The organism is Paenibacillus lentimorbus NRRL B-30488 (genome assembly GCF_000411595.1).
Classification (GTDB): Bacteria; Bacillota; Bacilli; order Bacillales; family Bacillaceae; genus Bacillus; species Bacillus velezensis.
Genome location: NZ_ANAT01000010.1, coordinates 13,757 through 36,536, shown reverse-complemented (window position 1 = coordinate 36,536; position 22,780 = coordinate 13,757). Strand labels below are relative to the sequence as shown.

Annotated in this window: 22 protein-coding genes and 6 pseudogenes; 26 read left to right on the top strand and 2 right to left on the bottom strand. The window is 45.6% G+C overall.

All coding sequences use genetic code 11. The features are described from left to right. Positions 1-105: 105 nt before the first annotated feature. The 12 genes and pseudogenes from D368_RS06505 (at position 106) to D368_RS06455 (ending at position 8,830) form a co-directional block, all read left to right on the top strand. Complete coding sequence (locus D368_RS06505) at positions 106-1,326, top strand: EAL domain-containing protein (RefSeq protein WP_003154615.1); 1,221 nt, start codon at positions 106-108, stop codon at positions 1,324-1,326. 441 nt (positions 1,327-1,767) lie between these two features. Continuing rightward, positions 1,768-2,007: a YkuJ family protein gene (locus D368_RS06500; protein WP_003154613.1), complete on the top strand. Its 240-nt coding sequence runs from the start codon at positions 1,768-1,770 to the stop codon at positions 2,005-2,007. Positions 2,008-2,129: 122 nt separating this feature from the next. Then, positions 2,130-2,648, top strand: coding sequence for a ribonuclease H-like YkuK family protein (locus D368_RS06495; RefSeq protein WP_020955744.1), 519 nt, complete (start codon positions 2,130-2,132; stop codon positions 2,646-2,648). A gap of 140 nt (positions 2,649-2,788) precedes the next feature. Continuing rightward, positions 2,789-2,980, top strand: a complete 192-nt coding sequence (gene abbA, locus D368_RS06490; protein ID WP_007409618.1) for an antirepressor AbbA — start codon at positions 2,789-2,791, stop codon at positions 2,978-2,980. Between the two features lie 143 nt (positions 2,981-3,123). Further along, a complete protein-coding gene (cbpB, locus tag D368_RS06485) occupies positions 3,124-3,567 on the top strand; it encodes a cyclic-di-AMP-binding protein CbpB (RefSeq protein ID WP_101562969.1) in 444 nt (147 codons plus the stop codon). A 140-nt stretch (positions 3,568-3,707) separates the two neighbouring features. Further along, positions 3,708-4,589 (top strand): transcriptional regulator CcpC, encoded by an 882-nt coding sequence (ccpC, locus tag D368_RS06480; RefSeq protein WP_007611101.1) that lies wholly within the window; start codon positions 3,708-3,710, stop codon positions 4,587-4,589. Between the two features lie 110 nt (positions 4,590-4,699). Continuing rightward, positions 4,700-5,173 (top strand): flavodoxin, encoded by a 474-nt coding sequence (locus tag D368_RS06475; RefSeq protein ID WP_071391905.1) that lies wholly within the window; start codon positions 4,700-4,702, stop codon positions 5,171-5,173. Continuing rightward, positions 5,163-6,056, top strand: a complete 894-nt coding sequence (locus D368_RS06470; RefSeq protein WP_071391904.1) for a WD40/YVTN/BNR-like repeat-containing protein — start codon at positions 5,163-5,165, stop codon at positions 6,054-6,056. Before D368_RS06475 ends, D368_RS06470 begins: the two co-directional genes overlap by 11 nt. Positions 6,057-6,082: 26 nt before the next feature. Then, complete coding sequence (locus tag D368_RS06465; RefSeq protein ID WP_071391903.1) at positions 6,083-6,538, top strand: flavodoxin; 456 nt, start codon at positions 6,083-6,085, stop codon at positions 6,536-6,538. A gap of 81 nt (positions 6,539-6,619) precedes the next feature. After that, positions 6,620-7,291, top strand: a pseudogene (dapD, locus tag D368_RS20040) (2,3,4,5-tetrahydropyridine-2,6-dicarboxylate N-acetyltransferase); the annotation flags it as partial. A gap of 108 nt (positions 7,292-7,399) precedes the next feature. Further along, entirely contained in the window at positions 7,400-8,524 is a 1,125-nt protein-coding gene (locus D368_RS20035; RefSeq protein ID WP_101562970.1) for an N-acetyldiaminopimelate deacetylase, read from the top strand. A gap of 60 nt (positions 8,525-8,584) precedes the next feature. After that, positions 8,585-8,830 (top strand): YkuS family protein, encoded by a 246-nt coding sequence (locus D368_RS06455; RefSeq protein WP_003154596.1) that lies wholly within the window; start codon positions 8,585-8,587, stop codon positions 8,828-8,830. A 32-nt stretch (positions 8,831-8,862) separates the two neighbouring features. On the opposite strand, the gene D368_RS06450 is transcribed toward D368_RS06455, so the two are convergent. After that, the gene (locus D368_RS06450; RefSeq protein ID WP_060386912.1) at positions 8,863-9,669 is read right to left on the bottom strand and encodes a mechanosensitive ion channel family protein; all 807 of its coding nucleotides are present in this window, start codon (positions 9,667-9,669) and stop codon (positions 8,863-8,865) included. A 286-nt stretch (positions 9,670-9,955) separates the two neighbouring features. Here D368_RS06450 and D368_RS06445 point away from each other — a divergent pair, with 286 nt between their 5' ends. Then, positions 9,956-10,414, top strand: a complete 459-nt coding sequence (locus D368_RS06445) for a redoxin domain-containing protein (RefSeq protein ID WP_071391901.1) — start codon at positions 9,956-9,958, stop codon at positions 10,412-10,414. A 451-nt stretch (positions 10,415-10,865) separates the two neighbouring features. Further along, positions 10,866-11,461, top strand: a pseudogene (rok, locus tag D368_RS06440) (transcriptional regulator Rok). Between the two features lie 20 nt (positions 11,462-11,481). On the opposite strand, the pseudogene D368_RS06435 reads toward rok, so the two are convergent. After that, a pseudogene (locus tag D368_RS06435) lies at positions 11,482-12,473 on the bottom strand (sporulation protein). A gap of 145 nt (positions 12,474-12,618) precedes the next feature. Between D368_RS06435 and D368_RS06430 the strand changes: the two are divergent. From D368_RS06430 to pfkB, 12 genes and pseudogenes are all read left to right on the top strand, one after another. After that, positions 12,619-13,221, top strand: coding sequence for a molybdenum cofactor guanylyltransferase (locus tag D368_RS06430; protein WP_071391898.1), 603 nt, complete (start codon positions 12,619-12,621; stop codon positions 13,219-13,221). Positions 13,222-13,272: 51 nt separating this feature from the next. Further along, complete coding sequence (locus D368_RS06425; protein ID WP_128574651.1) at positions 13,273-14,292, top strand: molybdopterin-synthase adenylyltransferase MoeB; 1,020 nt, start codon at positions 13,273-13,275, stop codon at positions 14,290-14,292. A gap of 37 nt (positions 14,293-14,329) precedes the next feature. After that, positions 14,330-15,601 (top strand): annotated as a pseudogene (locus D368_RS06420) (molybdopterin molybdotransferase MoeA). Continuing rightward, on the top strand, positions 15,562-16,083 hold the full coding sequence (gene mobB, locus D368_RS06415) for a molybdopterin-guanine dinucleotide biosynthesis protein B (RefSeq protein WP_041482361.1): 522 nt from the start codon (positions 15,562-15,564) through the stop codon (positions 16,081-16,083). The pseudogene D368_RS06420 and the gene mobB overlap by 40 nt, the downstream one beginning before the upstream one ends. Then, a complete protein-coding gene (locus tag D368_RS06410; protein WP_003154579.1) occupies positions 16,084-16,554 on the top strand; it encodes a molybdenum cofactor biosynthesis protein MoaE in 471 nt (156 codons plus the stop codon). Then, positions 16,551-16,784: a molybdopterin converting factor subunit 1 gene (moaD, locus tag D368_RS06405; RefSeq protein ID WP_007611118.1), complete on the top strand. Its 234-nt coding sequence runs from the start codon at positions 16,551-16,553 to the stop codon at positions 16,782-16,784. Before D368_RS06410 ends, moaD begins: the two co-directional genes overlap by 4 nt. 322 nt (positions 16,785-17,106) lie before the next feature. Beyond that, positions 17,107-17,804: pseudogene (gene yknW, locus D368_RS06400) on the top strand (YknW family membrane protein). Between the two features lie 9 nt (positions 17,805-17,813). Continuing rightward, a pseudogene (locus tag D368_RS06395) lies at positions 17,814-18,939 on the top strand (efflux RND transporter periplasmic adaptor subunit). Then, the gene (locus D368_RS06390) at positions 18,940-19,632 is read left to right on the top strand and encodes an ABC transporter ATP-binding protein (protein ID WP_071391894.1); all 693 of its coding nucleotides are present in this window, start codon (positions 18,940-18,942) and stop codon (positions 19,630-19,632) included. Next, positions 19,629-20,822, top strand: coding sequence for an ABC transporter permease (locus D368_RS06385; RefSeq protein WP_071391893.1), 1,194 nt, complete (start codon positions 19,629-19,631; stop codon positions 20,820-20,822). The genes D368_RS06390 and D368_RS06385 overlap by 4 nt, the downstream gene beginning before the upstream one ends. Positions 20,823-21,103: 281 nt before the next feature. Then, complete coding sequence (locus D368_RS06380) at positions 21,104-21,859, top strand: DeoR/GlpR family DNA-binding transcription regulator (protein WP_014417627.1); 756 nt, start codon at positions 21,104-21,106, stop codon at positions 21,857-21,859. After that, complete coding sequence (pfkB, locus tag D368_RS06375; protein ID WP_003154572.1) at positions 21,856-22,767, top strand: 1-phosphofructokinase; 912 nt, start codon at positions 21,856-21,858, stop codon at positions 22,765-22,767. Before D368_RS06380 ends, pfkB begins: the two co-directional genes overlap by 4 nt. Positions 22,768-22,780: the final 13 nt, after the last annotated feature.

Sequence of the window (22,780 nt, the reverse complement as noted above, 5' to 3'; positions counted from 1 at the left end):
ATTTTAAACTGCTGCCATACTGCCTCCTTTTTCCCCTAATCTAAACATTTGTGGTGCTGATATAATTGTGTATAATCAGACAAAGATAGAGAAGCAGGTGATAACATGTTGGACCCACTTGATATACTGACGAATATTGATGATGTCATTCCGTATTACCAAGCGATTTTTAACGCTGAGGAACAAAGAGTCGTAGGCTACGAAGTGCTTGGGCGGATTTTGGCAGATGCGGAGATTGAGAGCCTCGGGCCGTTTTTCTTAGATTCCGGCATTCCGGAAGAATATAAGCTTGAGGTCGATGACAGAGTCATCAGGCAGGCGCTGGAGAGGTTTAAAGAAGCTGATCGCGATCTGTTGATTTTTATCAATCAGGATGCGAATGTATTGATGCTTGACCACGGAGAAAGCTTTCTTGAGCTTTTGAAAGAATACGAAGAGCAGGGCATTGAATTGAACCGTATTGTGCTTGAGATCACCGAGCACAATTTCGAAGGCGACATTGAACAGCTGTACCATATGCTTGCCTACTATCGTACATACGGCATTAAAATCGCGGTGGACAATATAGGTAAGGAGAGCAGCAACCTGGACAGAATCGCGCTCCTTTCACCGGACCTTCTGAAAATAGATTTGCAGGCGCTGAAGGTATCTCAGCCGTCACCTTCGTATGAGCATGTGCTGTACAGCATTTCATTGCTGGCAAGAAAAATCGGCGCCGCGCTGCTGTATGAAGATATAGAAGCTGATTTTCAGCTCCAGTACGCATGGAGAAACGGAGGCCGATTTTTTCAAGGCTATTATCTGCAGGCGCCGAGCGGCGATTTTATAGACCGGAGCCTGTTAAAAGCACGCTTGAAAACGGAGTTTCAGCAATTTATCACGAGAGAAAAAAAGAAGCTGGAGACAGTATACGAACACTCTGAGAATTTTTATAAGCGGGTCAATCAGGCAGTTTCCGAGCTGAAGAAAACCCATCAGGCGGACGATGAGTTTATTAAAAAACTGGCGGAAAACCTGACCGACTGCTGTTTCAGAATTTATATGTGTGATGAAGAAGGCTATCAGCTGACGGGAAATGTGTTCAAGCAGTCCGGCGAATGGCTTTATCAGCCTGAATACGTGGAGAAAAACTGGAGCTGGCGTCCGTACTTTTTAGAAAACATTATGAAGATGCGGAATTCAAGAAAAGGCTTTTTCAGTGACCTGTACAGTGATATTGAGACGGGTGAGATGATCAGAACCTTTTCATACCCGATGGATGACAATATGTATTTATTTATCGATCTGCCTTACTCTTATTTATATGAACAGGACGGGTTACTTTAAAGCGGCTGCTGTATGCCGCTTTTTTTTATAAATGTGAAAAAGTTTTAAAAACGATTGACAATGATAGTGATAATCATTATCATTTAGTTATAGAGAGAAGTTACTCTCTGTTCCCCAACCCCTCTATCAGATCAAGATCCGAAAAAGCTTGGCGCTACCCCGCCAAGTTTTTTATGCTGTCTCCTCATAAAAGGGCTTCTCCTCACATACATCTGACAATGGCGGCTCAAAAAGCGAAAAATTATTTTTGAAAGGTGTATGACATTCTGAAAAAAGCTTCAAACTATTCGAAAACACGGTTTTCCCGTTTATTTTCTTATTGAAAATCCAGCGGGAAAATGCCATCCCGGTCTACTTTATGGTATGATGCTCTGTAGGACTTGTATTATAATAAATACTTGTTGATTTGAAGTTGTTTTTTGAAAGGAGTCTTTTTTTAGAATGTCACAATTAATGGGTATCATCACGCGGCTGCAAAGTCTGCAAGAAACAGCGGAAGCGGCTAACGAGCCGATGCAGCGTTATTTTGAAGTTAACGGCGAAAAAATTTGCAGTGTTAAATATTTCGAAAAAAATCAAACGTTTGAACTGACGGTTTTCCAAAAAGGTGAAAAACCTAACACATATCCGTTTGATAACATTGACATGATTTCTATTGAAATTTTTGAGCTCCTTCAGTAATGTGATTTGATTTTTCAGGCTGACCAAGCTTCCGGTCTTCCGCAAGCGGAGCTTTATTAAATTATGCAAAGGAACGTGCTTGTTCGTTTGGTTGTAGACTCTGGAAAGAGGAGTGTCCGTACATGGCTGATTCTTTTCTGTTTTATAATCTTTCTGAGGCACAGATGACCTTTCAAGACGTGACGGAGCGGCTGAAACGCTTTGTCAATAAAGACCCCCGTTCAGCATACGTGCTGTCTGTAGGGACGGATTCACAAGTTTACCGCGACTTCACAAAGTTTATTACGGCTATACACTTGCACCGTACAGGCAAGGGAGCTTGGGGCTGTTTGAAAAATCACGATCTTGCAAGACCGATACATAGCCTTCGCGAAAAAATTTCGCTGGAAACCGCGTTCAGCCAGGAGATGGCTGCGCATATCCTCGACGGCCGTCTTATGGAACTGACAGATTTGCTCTTGCCTTTTGCGGATGAAGGGGCGGATCTTTCATTTGAAGTGCATCTGGATATCGGTCAAAAAGGGCTGACAAAAGAATTGATACAAGAAATGACCGGCCGCATTACCTCGATGGGCATTGAAGCGAAAATCAAGCCCGATTCCTGCACAGCATTCAGTTATGCCAATCGTTACACAAAATAATATTTCATACAGAATCCGCAAAATGTCGAATTATGCGGTTGACGATTTTTTTCTGTTTACTTATTCTAGCGGTAGAGCTGAAAGCAAATTTCACCTTGCTTTCGGAGGTATTCAGTTAAAAATAGGGGGCCTGATTACGTATGAGTCTTATCGGTGAACGATTTACGGAAGAAGAACAGAAACTTCTGCTGAATATCCTGATCAATCAAGAATATGCCATTGAGCTTTTGACCAGCGAAATCAACGATATAGAAGCAGGGTCAAAAAGCGTTGATGGAACCACTTATAAAAAACTCGTAACGCTCTATGACCGTTTTCGGAACGAAAATTAATCAGCGGCCTATAAATTGATACTCGATTGCAAAGAGTATCTTTTTTATTGACGGAAACTTTTCGACAAAAAATGATAATGTTTATATTATTGCAATATAGGGAATACATGCTTTGATGAAAAATGTAAAGGGGTCGAAGTGACATGATTAGCTTACAATCAGATCAGCTTCTTGATGCAACAGTCGGACGATTTATGATCGAGGCGGATAAAGTGGCGCACGTTCAAGTCGGAAACAACCTTGAGCATGCTCTATTAGTGCTGACGAAAACCGGCTATACCGCGATTCCCGTCCTTGACGCTTCGTACCGTCTGCACGGTTTGATCGGGACAAATATGATTATGAACAGCATTTTCGGACTTGAACGGATCGAGTTTGAGAAGCTGGATCAAATTACGGTTGAGGAAGTCATGCTGAAAGACATTCCCCGTCTCCACATCAATGATCCGATTATCAAAGGGTTCAGCATGGTCATTAACAACGGCTTTGTCTGCGTTGAAAATGATGAAGGCGTCTTTGAAGGCATTTTCACGAGAAGAGTCGTATTAAAGCAGTTGAGCAGTCATATCAGATCATTGAATAAGTAGGCTCGCACGATCAGCCTATTTGTTCTTTCGCATGCCAGAAAAAGAAAACGCATACATATGAGTGACGCTTGCCTCGGCAGCCTTTATTTGATTAGAATGGTAGATAAGAAATATGAAAAGGCATTGAAAAGGAGGACGACATGCAGCTTCAAGAGCTTCATATGCTCGTAGTTTTAGCTGAGGAATTAAACATGAGGAAGGCTGCCGAACGGTTATTCGTGTCACAGCCGGCTCTGTCCCAGCGATTGCAGACCATTGAAAAAGCCTGGGGAACAAAGATCTTTCTTAGGTCTCAAAAAGGACTTACGGTAACGCCGGCAGGAGAAAAAATCATACAATTTGCAAATGACGTCACGGATCGGCAAGAAAGAATCAGAGAAAACATTGATGAACTTGAGGGTGAGATTCACGGCACATTAAAGCTTGCCGTCGCCTCCATTATCGGGCAGCACTGGCTTCCGAAAGTGTTAAAAACATATGTGGAACGATATCCGAATGCAAAGGTCTCTCTCATTACAGGGTGGAGCAGCGAAATGCTGAAAAGTCTGTATGAAGATCAGGTACATATCGGCATTATCCGGGGAAATCCGGAATGGAAAGGCCGGAAAGATTATTTAATGACCGATCATTTATATTTGGTCGATACGGAAATTTCCTGTATTGATGATATTGCCCATACCGACCGGCCGTTTATTCAATTCAAAAGTGACAGTACATATTTTCAGGAAATTCAGCATTGGTGGCATCAAAAATTCAAAACTTCGCCGAAACAGACCATCCTCGTCGATCAGATTGAAACGTGCAAGCAGATGGCGCTGCACGGGATCGGTTATGCCATTCTGCCGTCAGTCACCTTAGAAGAGGAAGACAAAGTAAATAAAATGCCCCTGCTTGATACAAAGGATCATCCGATCGGCCGTGACACATGGCTGCTCGGATATGAGCCGGCATTTGAATTAAAACAGGTGCAGGCTTTTGTTTCTGTCATTAAAGATATGCTGAAACAGGAACGCCCATTTTAGAAAGACAGCAATCATGCTGTCTTTTTTTATTTTTATTGACAATGAAAATCATTATCATTTAAAGTGTTATATATGTTAATGAAAATCATTATCAATTACGAGGTGATCATATGCAGAAAGCATTAATGATATACGCAAGCATGTCGGGGAATACAGAGGATATTGCCGGCATTATTAAAGAAACACTGAGCGGGCATCAGATAGCGGTTGACAGTCTTGACATGGACGAAGCAGATGCGGATTCACTCAAAGCATATGATTATGTTTTTGTCGGCACATACACATGGGGGGATGGTGATCTTCCTTACGAAGCGGAAGATTTTTACGAAGATATTCTGCACAGCCAGCTCAACGGACTGAAAACGGCCTGTTTCGGTTCAGGCGATCACGCCTACCCGAAGTTTTGTGAAGCGGTCACGCTGTTTTGCGATGCGTTTGAACAGGCCGGAGCCAATTTATATCCGGAAACGCTGAAAATTGAGCTGGCGCCCGAGACGGCTGAAGATCAAGAATGCTGCAAAGAATTTGTCCGCGGTTTTCTTGCATGGGCCGCTCACCACGGAGACCGGTGCCATGTTTCATAAAGGCGCGACGGCTGTCATGGCATCAGTATCTTCGGGATTTTTTGTCGCTGTGAAAGACGAAGGTATTTTTCATTTTTCGGCGGAAGAAGGCTGGAAAAGACTATTCCGAGTGAAAAGCAGGATTCATGTGCTGACTTATATAGGGCCCTACATATTCGCAGCTGGAGAAAAAGGCGCCGTCCTCAGATCGGCCGATCAAGGAAAGACTTGGACGGCCTCCCGATTTCCGACCAGCGCCTCCGTATGGGCCGTTGCCGGACGGAATGACGGATTTGTCTGTGCGCACGGCACATACTGCCTCTACTTATCTGATGATTTCGGCGTCACTTGGCATGTGGCTAAGCCCTTTTCACAATTAAAGGAGCCGCCTGTCATCCGTTCGCTTTGTTTACACGGTCAGACGATTTATATCGGCACCCGGATTCATATGAATCATGGCGGCATTTGGGCGTATGATCTGACGGAAGGCCGCATCCGGCGTATAAGCCGCGAAAGGCAGCGCATGACGGCTTCAATGATGATGTATCAGAATGACTGGCTCATTGCAGCAAAGGGCGCGGCAAAGGGAGAACGGGGGGAGGTTGCCGTTCGAAACGTGCGGACGCAAGAGGAGTTTGCCATTACAGCCGGGGACGCTGTAAGGGAAAAGTCATTTCTCGACGTTTCTGAGGATAACGGGACTATTTATGTCACATCGTCACAGGGCGAAAGCGGATTTTCGCGTATTTATCAAGCTGATCTTGCCGCCGGTGAATTAAAGTGGTTTGATACGATCCGCGGTCACGGATGGCGGGTGGCCAACCGGGAAGAAAACTTTTTTTGCGCGGGCCTTTACGAAAGTAAGTTTGTCAGACCGTATGAGGCGGTTCGGCTCGCACATTAGTTTTTATGCATAAAGGAGAGACGAAGATGGGGAATGTATTGCTTGTTTACGCTACAATGTCAGGAAACACCGAGGCGATGGCGGATTTAATTGAAAAAGGGCTGATCGAAGCACAAGTCTCCGTAGACAGATATGAAGCGATGGATATTCATGCCGAACTTTTTAATGATTACGAGTATATTTTATTAGGCACATATACGTGGGGAGACGGGGATCTTCCTGATGAAATGCTCGATATTGCTGAAGATATGGAAAACCTGGAGCTTACGGGAAAAACATTTGCTTTGTTCGGTTCCGGAGATACGTCCTATGAGTTTTTTTGCGGAGCGGTTGACGAATTGGAAAAAGTAATCACGGCCCGCGGCGGGCGGGTGGTGCTGCCGTCGGTCAAAATTGAAAACAATCCTGAGGGCAGTGAGGAAGAAGAGCTCCGGGAATTCGGAAGACAGTTTGCCGCGCTGTGCAGCCAGCCGGCAGAATAAAGGCTTGTTCCTTTTTTTCTTGTCTTTGTATCCTTCCTTTGTTACAGTAATGAGGTAGAAAATCAGAGGAGGACAATACATATGAAAATGATGGATGCAAATGAAATTATTTCATTTATTCAAAATAGTACAAAATCAACGCCTGTAAAAGTGTATGTAAAAGGCGATCTCGAAGGAATCAGCTTTGGCGATTCCGCTAAAACATTCCTGAACGGCCAATCCGGCGTCGTTTTTGGCGAGTGGGCTGAAATTAAAAGCGCAATCGAAGAAAACAAAGACAAAATTGAGGATTACGTCATTGAGAATGACCGCCGCAACTCTGCGATCCCGATGCTTGATTTAAAAGATGTTAAAGCGAGAATCGAGCCAGGCGCTATTATCCGCGACCAAGTCGAAATCGGCGACAATGCCGTTATCATGATGGGTGCATCTATTAATATCGGTTCAGTCATCGGCGAAGGTACGATGATTGATATGAACGTTGTTCTCGGAGGACGCGCGACTGTCGGCAAAAACTGCCACATCGGAGCGGGTTCTGTATTAGCGGGCGTTATTGAGCCGCCTAGCGCTAAGCCTGTTGTCGTAGAAGACGACGTTGTGATCGGCGCAAATGCGGTTGTGCTTGAAGGCGTAACAATCGGTAAAGGCGCGGTTGTCGCCGCCGGAGCCATCGTTGTAAATGACGTCGAGCCGTATACCGTTGTAGCGGGAACACCAGCGAAAAAAATCAAAGATATCGATGAAAAACAAAAGGAAAAACAGAAATCAAACAGGAATTACGCCAGCTGTAAGGAATGGTTTGATAGAATGGGCGTGGATGATAAAATCCACGCCTTATTCTTATCTCAAGGAGGAATACATATGGAAAAAGAGCGGCTCATTGCCATCCGAAGAGATCTGCACCGCATTCCGGAGATCGGCTTTCAGGAATATAAAACCCAGCAGTACCTGCTGAATCTATTAAACCAATATCAGGAAGAAAGAATTGAAATCGAAACTTGGAGAACCGGCATCTTTGTCAAAGTCAACGGCACGGCTCCGGAAAAAATGCTCGCCTACAGAGCGGATATAGACGCTCTGTCGATTGAAGAGCAGACGGGGCTTCCGTTTGCATCTGAGCACCCCGGTTTTATGCACGCATGCGGCCACGATATGCACATGACCATCGCGCTCGGCATTATTGATCATTTTGTCCATCATCCCGTCAAACATGATCTGCTCTTTTTATTCCAGCCGGCTGAAGAAGGACCGGGCGGGGCGGCACCGATGCTTGAAAGCGATGTGCTGAAAAAATGGACGCCGGATTTGATCACGGCTCTCCATATAGCACCTGAGCTGCCGGTCGGCACCATTTCCACCAAAAGCGGATTGCTGTTTGCCAATACGAGCGAGCTTGTCATCGATCTTGAGGGGAGAGGCGGACATGCGGCATATCCGCATACAGCAGATGACATGGTCGTTGCCGCGAGCACGCTTGTCACGCAGCTGCAAACAGTCATATCCAGAAATACGGATCCGCTTGACAGCGCTGTAATTACTGTCGGAACGATTACCGGGGGCACAGCGCAAAATATCATCGCAGAGCATGCTCATTTGGAGGGAACCATCCGGACGCTTTCCGAGGAATCAATGCGTATGGTGAAAAAGCGGATTGAAGAGCTTGTCAAAGGAATTGAAATCGGCTTCCGATGCAAAGGAAAAGTCACGTATCCGTCCGTTTATCATCAAGTTTATAATACAAGCGGCCTGACCGAAGAATTTATGCAATTTGTCAGCGATCATCAGCTTGCTGACGTGAAAACGGCGAAAGAAGCGATGACCGGAGAAGATTTCGGATATATGCTGAAAAAATATCCCGGCTTTATGTTCTGGCTGGGGGCCGATTCATCCCACGGGCTTCATCACGCCAAGCTGAACCCGGATGAAGATGCGATGGAAACCGCGGTAAATGTCATGGTCGGATATTTTTCGAAGTATGCCAATTAAATCCGAAAAGAAGAATAATCTAACAAAAATTGAGCATTCTACATAACGGAGGTGTTCAATATGACGAAAAAAATTGGAATTGAACAATCTTTATCGGATGTAGAACAGGCGTTAAAACAAAAAGGATATGACGTAGTGATGATGAAGACTCCTGAGGATGCGAAGAATTGTGACTGCTGTGTCGTAACCGGACTTGACAGCAATGTTCAAGGAATTGCCGATACGTCAACTCAGGCTCCCGTCATTACGGCTTCCGGAATGACCGCCGACGAAATCTGCAGCGAAGTGGAAAAAAAATTTCATTAAAAAGAAAAACCGAAGCTTACGCTTCGGTTTTTCTATTCGGCGGAAGCGGCGTTTTTAAAACGGTCGAGCGCGATTTTTATTTCTCTCCGCAGTACGCGTTCAACCCGCCATTGCTCCATATTTTCTGTTTTGGCAATGATTCTGATCACCATTTCTGACGTGCTTAAATCTTGAACCCCGATGACGTCCGGCCCTTCCTTAATCTGCGGGAGCTCAGCGGCTGCTTTGTCACACGCGGTTTGCAGAATTTGAATGGTTTCATCAAGATTTTTTTCAAGCGGCACTTTAATATCGACAAGCGCCTGCATCGTTCCGCGGGAATGGTTGCTCACATTCGTGATGCCCCGGTTGGGAAGATAGTGAAGCGTGCCGTCAAAGCTCCGGATTTGCGTCGTACGGAGACCGACCTGCTCGACAATGCCGCTGTAGCCGGCAACCGTAATATAATCACCGACGTCAATCTGTTTTTCCAAAAGGATAAAAAATCCGGTGACGATGTCACTGACAAGCCCCTGAGCCCCGAAGCCGACTGCGAGACCGACCACGCCGGCGCCGGCAATGAGAGCGCTCGGATTGTAGTGAAATAAATCCAAAATCATCACAATAAAAACGAATATCAGGATGTATCCATACACATTGAGCGCGAGGCTTCGCAAAGTATAAGCGCGGCCCGTGGAGAGGTTGTTTTGTTGCTCGAATTTCTGAAACAGATGCTTGATCAGCTTTTTTCCTGCCGTCCGGAAAATAAAGTACGCTAAAATAATGAGAGCCAGCTTTATGATGAAAATCCCGGCAGATGTGAGAAGCCCGGCCCAATCAAAGTGTTTTAAATCAATCATAGTGATGTCTTCCTTTCAAGTCTATTGCAGAAAAAGCTAAAAGTGATATACCCGTTTTTTAAATAAGATAAACCTTTTCATAGAAACCAGTTATTACATTTATGATTTGTTCATATTGCCCGGTTTCAATATCTTCATTTTTGTGAAGATATGTACTAAAGAATCTCCACACTCATTTTAACACGGTGATTCAGCCAAATCATATCCTTTGGAGAGAAAACAGGAGGACGTTGCCCGGCGGACTGAAAGCCCCGGCAAAAAACTTTTTCATAAGGAGGGAAATGAGATGAAATTACATCAGCAAATGCCTGAATTGCCCGGCGCTAAAGCATGGATTAACAGAGAAGTCACGAAGGAACAGCTGGTCGGCGGAAAGCCGGCACTGATTCACTTCTGGTCCGCCAGCTGCCGCATGTGTAAAGAAGCGATGCCTGAGGTGAACGGGTTTCGTGATAAATATAAAGATCAGCTGAATGTGTTGGCCGTCCACACGCCCCGTTCCGAAGACGATCTTGATCTTGAGAAAATCAAGAAAACAGCGGCTGAGCATGATATCTCTCAGCCGATTTGCGTCGACAGCGATCATACGCTGACTGACGTATTTGAAAATGAATATGTGCCGGCTTATTACGTTTTTGATAAAAACGGACAGCTCCGCCATTTTCAAGCGGGAGAGAGCGGGATGAAAATGCTTGAAAAACGCATCAGCCGGGTACTTTCAGAAACGGAGCAGGCTTCTGAGTAATCGGGACAATCTCCGTCGGACTATTGTCTCGGTTCTGCAAACCCTTTGCCGTTAGGTAACAGGGTTTTTTTGTGTCTATTGGATAAAAAATTCCAATATGACATGTGTGGCTTAAAAAATAAGAGAAACAGCCGTAAACACGCTGTACCGCTTGTTTCATCCATATCATTATCTTTTACATATTATAGTCGAAAATTGTAGATATCACGCTAATTTTCATTAAACAAGTAATTTCAAGTTATATTTTGAAATGGTTGAATAAATTGGAACTTTGTCCAGAATCCCCTATATGATAAGGGATTTTTGTATATAAAGTACCATTTTCAGAAAATAAGCAATTTTTCATAGAGTAAATAAAATAGTAAAATGATAAAATAATAGTTGATAAAATTACTTTTGTAATCTAATATCTTAATAAAAGCGTTTAAATTTTTGACAGGGGGTTTTACACATGTTTAATGAAAGAGAAGCGCTGCGCTTACGTTTAGAACAATTGAACGAAGCAGAGGTAAAAGTCATTCGTGAATATCAAATAGAACGTGATAAAATATATGCAAAACTGAGAGAATTAGACAATGCGGGCAGCCTGTCCGATACAAAAAAAGAGTTTCGTCCGGAGAAAAAAATGACTCCCTCCCGGTACTTGCAGAGCTTGCAGCACAGGAAATGAGAAGCTATCAAAAGCCGCAGACACAGCCTCAATCCTCCCAGCAGCAGATGCAGTCTATTACGTCTCTTCCCGCAGGCATTCCAGACGGTTCTACAAGAAGAAGAAGAGGGACGGCGAGACCGGGATCGAAAGCGGCAAAACTGCGCGAAGCAGCGATTAAAACATTGAAACGCCACAATGCAGCGATCAAAAGTTCCGAACTGCAAAAGGAAATTGAAAAGGAAAGCGGCCTTGAAATTCCTAATATGACAACATTTATGCAAAGCTTAATTAAAATGTATCCGGAAGTGAAAAAACCATACCGCGGCCAATATATTCTTGAGGGAGAAATTTCTCAGGAAACAGCAGAAACGGCAAATGATACGGCTGCTGAATAAAACAGTAAAAACTGCTTGCGTTACTCAAGCAGTTTTTTTGCGCTTTCCCGTTTATTCTGCGGAAGTGACGCATCTTTTCCAGGCTTTTTTTCAAGCTTGACAACATATTTTTGGAAAGGCTTTTCGCCGTCAGCGCGTTCTTTCAACGCATCCAGTTTTTCATCAAACGACTGATCGCGGGACTCTGATTGTACAAATTGTTTTTGAAGGGAGATGACTTGTTCGGTAACGGCTGTAAGCAAGTCTTCTGCCTGAACAGTCTCTTTGGAAACGGAAGGAATTTCCAGAGTTTGTTCCGCCGGTTCCGCCGTGCGGCTGTCAATATCAGCAAAATGGCCGGCAATCCAAGCATCACTTTCGTCCAGCTGCCGTTTATACGAAAGAATGGTTTCTTGAAATAACTTTTCTTTCGTTTTTTCTATTTCTACAAGCCGTTCTTTTGTTTCTAGTATTCGATCTCTCATATGATTAATTTCTATTTTAATATGTTTGAGCTGGTATTCTTTTTCTATCATTTGTGTTTGGAGCCGGGTATTTTCGTCTGCAGCGGCATGATAACGCTGTTTCATATCTTCGTGAGAAGTCCGTTCGGTTTGAATGGCGGTCTCAAGTGAGCGGATGCGGGTATGTAAGTTTTTATTTCTTCTTCAAATTTTATATTTGTAAGATGCAGACGATGCTTTTCTTCCATCTCATTTTTCCGACGAAACGTTTCCTGCTGAAGCAGTTCTTGCAGAATGACGATTTTATCGAGCAGCCCGGCTCTGATTTCATGCAAAGAACGCTCCGTGTCACTTGTCTGTTTGTGTTTTTGAGCCATGGCTTCCAATTCGTCAGAAAGCTTGTGAAGCCGCTCTTTAATATTGGCGTTTTCCTCCTGAAGCTTATTATTTTTTTGATGGAAGTAGCTTGCTTCAAATTCTGAAATTATTTTTCTGCATCTGGAAAGTTCGGATTTCAAGTAAAGGTTCTCTTGAGAAGTGTCGTGGAAAAACGGACCTGATATTTTCATAAGAACCATCTCCCTCATGATGTTAACACTACAATATGGGAAAGGAACAACGGCTATTCCTCTTAATTAAACAGACAAGCAACGTAATATTGTATTTCGGCTGAGGCGTTTGCTATGCTTTTATATAGAATGGGAGAGAGATGACATGAAACGGGTGAATGTAATATTAGCGGGGGGAGCTTCCCGAAGATTCGGAGAACCGAAAGCTTTTGCAAAGTGGAAGGGCGGCATGTTTTATGAACAGGTGAAAAAAGCCTTCGGCGTCGGAGAAACGGTGATTATCAGCCGCCCTGAGCATATAAAAAAGTTCTTATCAAACAGGGAGCGGCATGTTTTTGCCGATGAGCCGCAGTTTCGGGGAATGGGCCCGCTTGCCGGCATATATACGGCAATGGAACAAACGGAAGGCGAAACATATACGGTCATATCCTGTGACACGCCGCTCGTGACAAGAAAAACGATGGCTGCGCTTGAAATGAAGCTGACCGGAAACCTGGATGCTGTCATACCGGTTTGTGAAAACAGAGAGCAGCCCCTTTTGGCGGTTTACCATAAACGGGTGCAGGATGTGCTTTTTGATCAGCTGACACAAAACAAACTGAAAATGACAGACACGCTGAAACGGCTGTCTGTCTGTTATGTGCAGGCTGAAGACATCGGCGCCGGGCCGGAGGAGTTCGCTAATGTCAACACACGGGATGATTACACCAGACTTTTGGCGCATGTCGAGTCTTCAAATCAGGACTGATCGGGAAGAAACATGGTATGATGGAAATAAAAATGCAAGGGGACAACACAGATGGAAGAGCGCTATTCGCGGCAGACAAGATTTAAGCCGATAGGGGAAAAAGGGCAGCAGGCGCTGGCTGACAGCAGTGTCCTGATTGTCGGAGCCGGAGCCCTCGGAACAGCCGCGGCAGAGGGCCTGGCAAGAGCCGGAGCGGGCCGTATGGCGATTATTGACCGGGATTATGTGGAATGGAGCAATTTACAAAGACAGCAGCTGTATACAGAAGAAGACGCGAGACAGCGCCTGCCGAAAGCAATGGCGGCCAAGGCGCGTCTTTTAGAGGTAAACAGTGATATACATATCGATGCTTACGCGGCGGAAGGTACGGCGGAAACACTTGAACCGCTGATCGAACAAGCGGATTGCATCGTGGATGCGACAGATAATTTTGAAACGAGAATGGTCATCAATGATCTGGCGCAGAAAACGAAAACACCTTGGATTTACGGTGCCTGTGTCAGCAGTCAGGGAATGTGCATGACGATTATTCCGGGGGTTACGCCGTGTTTATCCTGCCTGTTTGAGCAAATGCCCGTGGGCGGAGCGACATGTGATACAGCAGGCATCATACCTCCGGCGGTTCATATCGTCTCCGCTTATCAGCAGGCAGAGGCGCTGAAATTGCTGACAGGAAATCATGCGGCGGTAAATCGGCGCTTTTTCACGTTTGACGTGTGGAATAACACCAATATGAGCATAAATGTGGATCAGATCAAACGGGATCATTGCCCTTCCTGCGGCGCGGAGCCCGTATATCCGTATCTGCAGCCTGAAAACAGGCCGAAAGCAAGCGTGCTGTGCGGAAGAGACACCGTTCAAATCAGATCGGAAGCCTTAAAGAGGCTGGATAAAGAAGAGCTTGTCAAACGTCTGAAGCAGATCGGTAAAGTGGAAGCAAATGAGTTTTTGCTGCACATGACGTACGAGCGCTTCAGAATCGTTATTTTTCAGGACGGACGGGCTCTGATTCACGGTACAAACGATATAAAAGAAGCTAATTCAGTTCTGGCCAGAGTGATCGGACTGTAGGAAGGGGATGTATTGCTATGCTTGAAAAAGAACGCCGATTCAGGTGGACGAAGCAGTCCGCCGGGTGAGCCGGTATAAAAACAGGGGGATACCGAATGGGTGGCGCTTGAGGACAGTCTCCACCGCTATTTGGCGGAGGATGTTAAGGCGGATCATGATGTGCCGGCCTTTAACCGTTCCCCGTATGACGGGTTTGCCATCAGAGCGAGCGATTCAAAAACGGCTTCCCGTGACAATGCCGTCACCTTTGAAGTCATTGACCATATCGGAGCCGGCGCCGTGTCAGAAAAAGAACTCGGGCCTTATGAAGCGGTCCGCATTATGACGGGGGCGCAGATTCCCAAAGGCGCGGATGCCGTAGTGATGCTTGAGCTGACAAAAACGTTTTCTGAAAACGGCACGAATTACATGTCAGTGAAACGCCCTTTTCATGCGGGCGATAATATTTCATATCAAGGAGAAGATGCGAAAAAAAGGCAGCTCGCTATTAAAAAAAGGGACGAAAATCACGCCGGGCGTAACCGCTCTTTTAGCAACCTTCGGCTATGCTTCCGTTCCCGTGGTCAGAAAGCCGGTTGTCGGCATTATCGCAACGGGAACCGAGCTTCTTCATGTCAGCGATCCGCTTGAGCCGGGGAAAATCCGCAACAGCAACGCTGCCATGGTGTATGCCCAGGTCATTGAAGCGGGTGCGGTACCGCTGAACTTAGGGAAAATTTCCGATGATTTTGATGACAGCTATGCTGCGGTGAAGGAAGCTATGAAAAAAGTTGATTTTCTGATCACGACCGGCGGCGTGTCAGTCGGCGATTTTGATTTTCTTCCGGACATTTATAATAAGCTCGGAGCGGAAGTTCTTTTTAACAAAGTGGCAATGCGCCCGGGGAGCGTGACAACTGTCGCCCGGGCCGATGACATGCTGCTGTTCGGCCTTTCAGGCAATCCGTCCGCATGTTATGTCGGATTCACCCTGTTTGTCAAACCGATGATTCAGACGTGGCTTCTGAATGAAAAACCTCATTCCGGATGGGCGGAAGCCGTGTTAACAAACGACTTTCCGAAGCCGAATCCATTTACGAGATTTGTGAGGGCGTTTGTTTATCATAAGGACGGAAAAATGATGGCGTCACCGGTCGGTCTCGACAAATCAAGCTCAGTCACATCTCTTGCCGAAGCAAACGCGTTTATCCTTCTGCCGGGAGGAACGAGAGGGTATGAAGCGGGCCGGACGGTTCACGCGCTCCTCATCCGTGATGAGAATGGAAGTGAATGGCCGTGGTCAATTCTTTCCCGATCGTCCAGATCGTAGGTTTTCAAAACAGCGGTAAAACAACGTTTATTGAACGTGTGCTGAAAGCGGCGCCGAAAGAGTGCGATATTGGATGTTTAAAACATCACGGACATGGCGGAGAACCGGAACCTTTTTCTGACGGAAAAGACTCGGAGCGTTTTTCAAAAGCCGGAGCCGCGGTTACGGCAGTAGAAGGGGACGGCGTCCTGCAGCTTACGGCGCGAAAAAAATGGGATCTGGCGGGTTTGATCAGTCTGTATGAATGTCTGGGAATTGACGGTCTTCTCATAGAGGGGTTTAAACATGCGCCGCATCCGAAAATCATTATGATCAAAAACAGCGAAGATTGGCAAAAGCTGAAGCATTTGGAGCGCGTGATCGCGGTTGTCAGCAGAAATACGGAGCATATGCCGACAGATGCAGGCAAGCCCGTATTCCATGCGGACGATCCGGCTGCCATTATGTTTGTGCTTTCGCAGCTGAAAGGGGAATCTGCTTAAATGGAACGTTTTCAAATTACAAGGGAACCTATCATTGCGGAAAATATCGTAAAAAAAGTTGAAAAGCGTGAAGCCGGCGCCATCACAACGTTTATCGGCACGGTCAGAGAGTGGACTGCAGGACGGCGGACGGTGCGTCTCGAATATGAAGCGTATGAACCGATGGCTGTTCAAATGCTTTCTCAAATCGGCAGTGAAATCAGCGCGAAATGGGAAGGAGCCGAAGCTGCAATCACTCACCGTGTCGGCGTCCTTGATATCGGAGAAGCAGCGGTCGTAATCGCCGTGTCTTCTCCGCACAGAAAGGCGGCATATGAGGCGAATGAATATGCAATTGAACGGATAAAACAGATTGTGCCGATATGGAAAAAAGAAATCTGGGAAGACGGGGAAGAATGGATAGGCGATCAGCTGGAAACGACGCCCTATCCGAACGGAAAACCGGATTTGGATAAAGGGGAATCGCGATGATTAAAGTATTATTATTTGCCGGACTTGCGGAGCAGGCGGGAACACCGGTCATTGAACTTGACGAAAAAGAGACGGCGGCGTCTGCTGTAAAAACGCTGTTAAAGGAACGGTACGGCCTTCAGACGATTGACAATGCCATGATCGCAATCAATGAAACATATGTAAAAGACAACAGCACCGTAACAGAAGGTGATACCATTGCCTTTATCCCTCCTGTAAGCGGAGGGTGAAAAAAGAGCCGGATGTGCATCATTGCCATCCGGCTTTTTTGTTTATAGGCGCTGAATTTCAGAGAATATCTAAATGGGATTTAAAGGGTTTTTCAATTGAGGCGGTTTTCACTGCATGAATAGGCTGATAACAGTGCCTTTACAAGGTTTTGAGCCACCCGTCATACCGGTCTGACGATGTTTTTTTTACATAATTATGGAACGTAAAGCTGAGAATTTGTGTTACAATTTAGCATAAATACGCAAACGGCAAAAAAATTGAAACTTCTCTCAGCCTAAAGCGTACGTATAAACAGAATAATACATAGGAGGCATCAGCCATATGGAACCAAATCTCGAAAAAAGCAATACGGCAGTAACGGAAAAGCCGTCAATTTTCGGCGTCATTACAAGTCCTGTTGTACAGTTTAAAAGACTAAAAGAACACCCGGTCATCGGCCTTCCTCTCCTGATTGTCATCATTCTCATTGCGGCGGGGAGTATTTTGCGCGGGCTCGGAATGAATTATGAAGAACTGCTGAACAGCTCATCTCTTGACGGATTGACCGATGATCAGATTGAAATGACCAAAACCATTGCGAAATTCGGCTCGATTTTCGGAGGGATTTTCGGAGGCATTATCGGTCTCTTTATCGTTCCGCTTATTTATTGGCTGTGCGTCAAAATTTCAGGCGGCGTGACAACTTATAAAAAATGCTCTCACTCGGCCTCTTTACTGCATTTATTACTAACATCGGCTTAGTCATTAACGGACTTGTCATTTATTTTACCGGTGCGGGCTCACTGTACCCTGTCACATCTTTGGCGAGTGTCATACCGGCCGGAGACGGCGTATCGGTCTTTTTAAGCGCGATCGATATTTTCAGCATCTGGAGCTATATTCTGCTCGCTTTGGGACTTCGCTATACAGGCGGTATTTCGAAAAAAGCGGCCTGGACTTCCGCGATTGTCCTGTTTGTTATTATGCTTTTGGTTTCGGCAGTCGGAGGACTGTTAAGTTCAGTGACAGCAGGTGTATAACATGAAAAAATTTGGATCGGAATCGGCATCGCCGTAATTGTTGCAGTATTCATCGGTATCAATATTTATAAGTCTGCCGCTCCCGCGGGCGGCAGCGCCGGAAAAAAATCGAAACCGGAACCATGGAAAACAGAGAAATCTCATCTACGGTTATGGTTCCGGGAACACTTAAATTCTCTAAAGAACAGTATGTTTTTTATGAAGCAGATAAAGGAACTCTTGATAAAGTGAAAGTAAAAGAAGGCGACAAAGTAAAAAAGGGTCGTCGTTAGTCACTTATACAAATGAGCAGCTCAACCTTGATAAAGAACAAAATGAGTTGACAGAACAATCAAAACGGATGCAAATCGAACAAGTTGAAGAAAAACTCAGAGCATTAAACAGCAAGGAACAAGATCTGGCAAAACAAGTGGGAGAAGCGGAAGCCAAAAAACAAATTGAATCCGAACGGACTGATCTGCAGCTTCAGCAAAAAACGGCGGAAATCGAATTAAAGCAATCTGATTTGCAAAAGCAGTCTCTTGAAAATCAAGTGTCGAATCTCAATGTTAAGAGTGAGATGGACGGGACGGTTATCTCGGTAAATCAAGAAGCGGCTTCTAAAAAATCGGATATTCAAGAACCGGTTATACATATAGGAGACCCGGAACATCTGGTCGTTGCCGGCAATTTGTCCGAATACGACACGCTGAAAGTGAAAAAGGGCCAAAGCGTTACAATCACCTCAGACGCCATCCCCGGCAAAACGTGGAAAGGGAGAGTGGCGGCTGTCGGCCTCGTTCCGGATCAAAAGTCAAGCGCTGCTTCGGGGGAAAGCACGGAACAAGCCGTCCAGTATCCGTTTCAGGTTAAGCTGATCGGAAACCTTCCGGAAGGCAAGCCGGGATTTAAATTAATTATGAACATTGAAACCGACAAACGGAAAGCCGATACGCTGCCGTCCTCCGCAGTCAAAAAAGACGGAGATGAGCACTGGGTCTTTACGGTAAAAGACGGGAAGGCCAAACGCGTGAAAGTTAAAGTCGGCGATACCGCAAATCAGCTTACGGAGATAAAAGAGGGGCTTTCAAAGGATGATAAAGTCATTCTGAATCCGGCTGACGGTTTGACTGACGGAACGGATGTGAAAGCATAGATGATTCAGCTTTCAAAGGTGAAAAAAAGCTATCAGATCGGCAAGGAGACGTTTGATGTTCTCCGTTCAATCGACCTGACGATTGAAGAAGGAGAATATGTGTCAATTATGGGACCGTCGGGATCGGGAAAATCTACGATTATGAATATCATCGGCTGTCTGGACAGACCGACGTCCGGCAGTTACAGTCTTGCGGGCGAAGATGTTTCTTCATGCACCGAAAAAGAGCTTGCGGCGGTCCGGAACAAATCAATCGGATTTGTCTTTCAGCAGTTTCAGCTGCTGCCGCGATTGAATGCAAGAAAAAATGTCGAACTCCCCATGATCTATGCCGGTATCGGCAAAAAAGAGCGTGAGGAACGGGCTGAGCACGCGCTGGAAAAAGTCGGTTTGGCGGATCGGATGCGTCACATGCCGAATGAGCTGTCCGGCGGCCAGAAGCAGCGTGTCGCGATTGCAAGAGCCATCGTGAACGAACCGAAGCTCATTTTAGCTGATGAACCGACCGGCGCGCTGGATACGAAAACAAGCATTTCCATTATGGAGCAGTTCACAGAGCTTAATGCAGAGGGCGTGACCGTGGTGCTTGTCACTCATGAGCCTGAAGTGGCGGACTGTACAAACAGAGTGATTTTCGTCCGTGACGGCATGATCGTTTCCCGCGATTCTGAGCAGAGGAGAGTGGGGGAATGAGCCTGTCAGAAAATCTCCGGATGGCCCTCAGTTCCGTAAGAGCTCACAAGCTGAGATCGATTCTGACAATGCTCGGAATCATTATCGGCGTCGGTTCAGTAATCGTTGTTGTGGCTGTCGGCCAGGGCGGAGAGCAAATGCTGAAGCAATCCATCAGCGGGCCGGGCAATACGATTGAATTGTTTTACCTGCCGAGTGATGAAGAATTAACAGCCAATCCGAACGCCTTACAGCAAGCGAGTTTTACAGAAGAAGATATTAATGGATTAAAAGGAGTGGACGGCGTAAAGCAGGTTGTCGCTTCCGCGGTAAAATCCATGACGGCCCGTTACCATGAAGAAGACACGGATATTACGCTGAACGGCATTAACAGCGGCTACTTGGACGTAAAAAAGCTGGACGTTCAAGATGGACGGACATTTACGGACAATGATTTTCTTTCCGGGAAAAGAGCGGGAATCATCTCGAAAAAAATGGCTGAAAAGCTGTTCGGGAAAACGTCTCCGCTCGGAAAAATCGTCTGGGCCGGCGGACAGCCCGTAGAAGTAATCGGCGTACTGAAAGAAGAGAGCGGCTTTTTATCGTTAGGACTCAGTGAAATGTATGTGCCGTTCAACATGCTGAAAACGTCTTTCGGTACTAACGACTACAGCAACGTTTCCGTTCAGACGGAGTCCGCTGATCAAATCAAAACAACAGGAAAAGAAGCGGCCCGTCTCTTAAATGACAATCACGGTACAAAAGAGGCCTATCAAGTCATGAATATGGAAGAAATCGCGGCGGGAATCGGTCAGGTCACGACTGTTATGACGACGATCATCGGTTCGATCGCCGGTATTTCTCTCGTTGTCGGCGGGATCGGGGTCATGAATATTATGCTCGTATCAGTGACGGAACGGACAAGAGAAATCGGCATCCGCAAATCGCTCGGTGCCACGAGAGGACAGATTCTGACACAATTCTTAATTGAATCTGTTGTGCTTACATTAATCGGCGGCTTAATCGGAATCGGTCTCGGCTACGGGGGAGCAACACTCGTTTCCCTTATCGCAGGCTGGCCGTCGCTCGTTTCCTGGCAGGTGGTTTGTATCGGCGTGCTGTTCAGTATGCTGATCGGTGTCATTTTCGGCATGCTGCCCGCCAACAAAGCATCACGCTTAGATCCGATTGAAGCGTTACGGTATGAATAACCGGCGCCCCATGCAGTCTGCATGGGGTTTTTTGTGTTTTAATGATTGAATGAATATAATAGACTTTTTTCATTTATGATAAAAAGAAAATGTCATACAATTGTCCCCCTTTTTGTCGAATTTACAGTTTACAAACCCTATGTACATACGTTAATATGAACAAATGTGAAAGATTTTGATAGTTATTGAATGAATTTGAGTGATTTTAGTTGCTTGAAGTAAAAAAAGCGTTTACAATTATCTTGCAGCCGAAATGAATACGTTTTCAAAGGAGGCGGAATATGCTCACTCCTGAAAGGTATCAGCTGATTATGGATCAGATTGAAAAACGAGATGTGGTGAAGATTCAAGAGCTGATAAGCATGACAAACGCTTCTGAATCAACGATCAGAAGAGATTTATCAACACTTGAAGAGCGCGGGTTTTTAAAGCGCGTTCACGGCGGGGCGTCTAAACTTTCCAACAGCAGGCAAGAACCCGATATGCTTGAAAAATCCTCCAAAAACCTTCAGGATAAACTGAAGATCGCTGAAGAAGCGGCATCTTTATTAGAAGAAGGTGACTGTATTTACCTTGATGCGGGAACAACTACATTGCACATGATTGATTTTATAGATCATACAAAGGACATTGTGGTTGTCACAAACGGGGTTATGCATATCGACGCTTTAATAAGGAAAGGGATTCCTTTTTATCTTCTCGGAGGATATGTGAAGCATAGAACAGGTGCGATGATCGGCGGCGCCTCATTAACGGCGGTCAGCCAGTACCGTTTTGACAAAAGCTTTCTCGGGGTGAACGGCGTGCACATTGAAGCCGGCTTTACAACACCCGATCCGGATGAGGCTCTTCTGAAGACAAAGGCTGTGAGACAGGCGAAAAATGCGTATGTTTTAGCCGATCCTTCTAAATTCGGCGAGATTTCTTTCGCAGCGTTCGCCGCCTTGGGCGATGCAGCTATCATTACCACTGAAGCTGAAGAACTTGCATTCGATAATTACCAAGAAAAAACTGTCGTAAAGGTAGTGAAACCATGATTTACACTGTAACCCTCAATCCGTCTGTTGACTATATCGTTCACGTTGAAGATTTTGCCGTAGGCGGTTTAAACCGTTCCAGCTATGACACGAAGTATCCCGGCGGAAAAGGCATCAACGTTTCGAGATTACTGAAAAGACACCATGTGCCGTCAAAAGCATTGGGGTTTGTCGGCGGATTTACCGGAAATTATATCACGTCATTTTTGCAGCAGGAAGGTCTGGAAACGGCTTTTTCTGAGGTGGATGAAGACACGCGTATAAATGTAAAACTGAAAACGGGCGATGAAACGGAAATTAACGGACAGGGCCCGACGATTTCAGACGAAGTGTTCAATGCCTTTTTAGAACAGTTCTCCGCTCTGGAAGAGGGAGACATCGTCGTTTTAGCGGGAAGCATCCCTTCTTCCCTGCCGCATAACACGTATGAAAAAATTGCTGAGGCATGCAGAAAGCAGAATGCCCGGGTAGTGGTGGACATCTCCGGTGAAGCGCTGATGAAAGCGACAGAAATGAAACCGTTTTTGATGAAGCCGAATCATCATGAGCTTGGGGAAATGTTCAATACGGTCATTGATTCAGCCGAAGCTGCCGTTCCTTACGGTAAAAAATTAATTGAACAAGGCGCTGAACACGCGATTGTTTCGATGGCTGGCGACGGTGCGCTTTTATTTACGAAAGAGGCGGTTTTCCTCGCCAATGTTCCTAAAGGAAAGCTTGTCAATTCGGTAGGCGCGGGTGATTCCGTCGTCGCGGGATTCCTTGCGGGAATTTCAAAACAGCTGCCTTTGGAAGATGCGTTCCGTTTAGGAGTTGCTTCCGGAAGCGCGACGGCATTTTCTGAAGAACTCGGAACTGAAGAGTTTGTACAGCAGCTTCTTCCTGAAGTTAAAGTCACACGTCTATAGAGGAGGAAAGAAA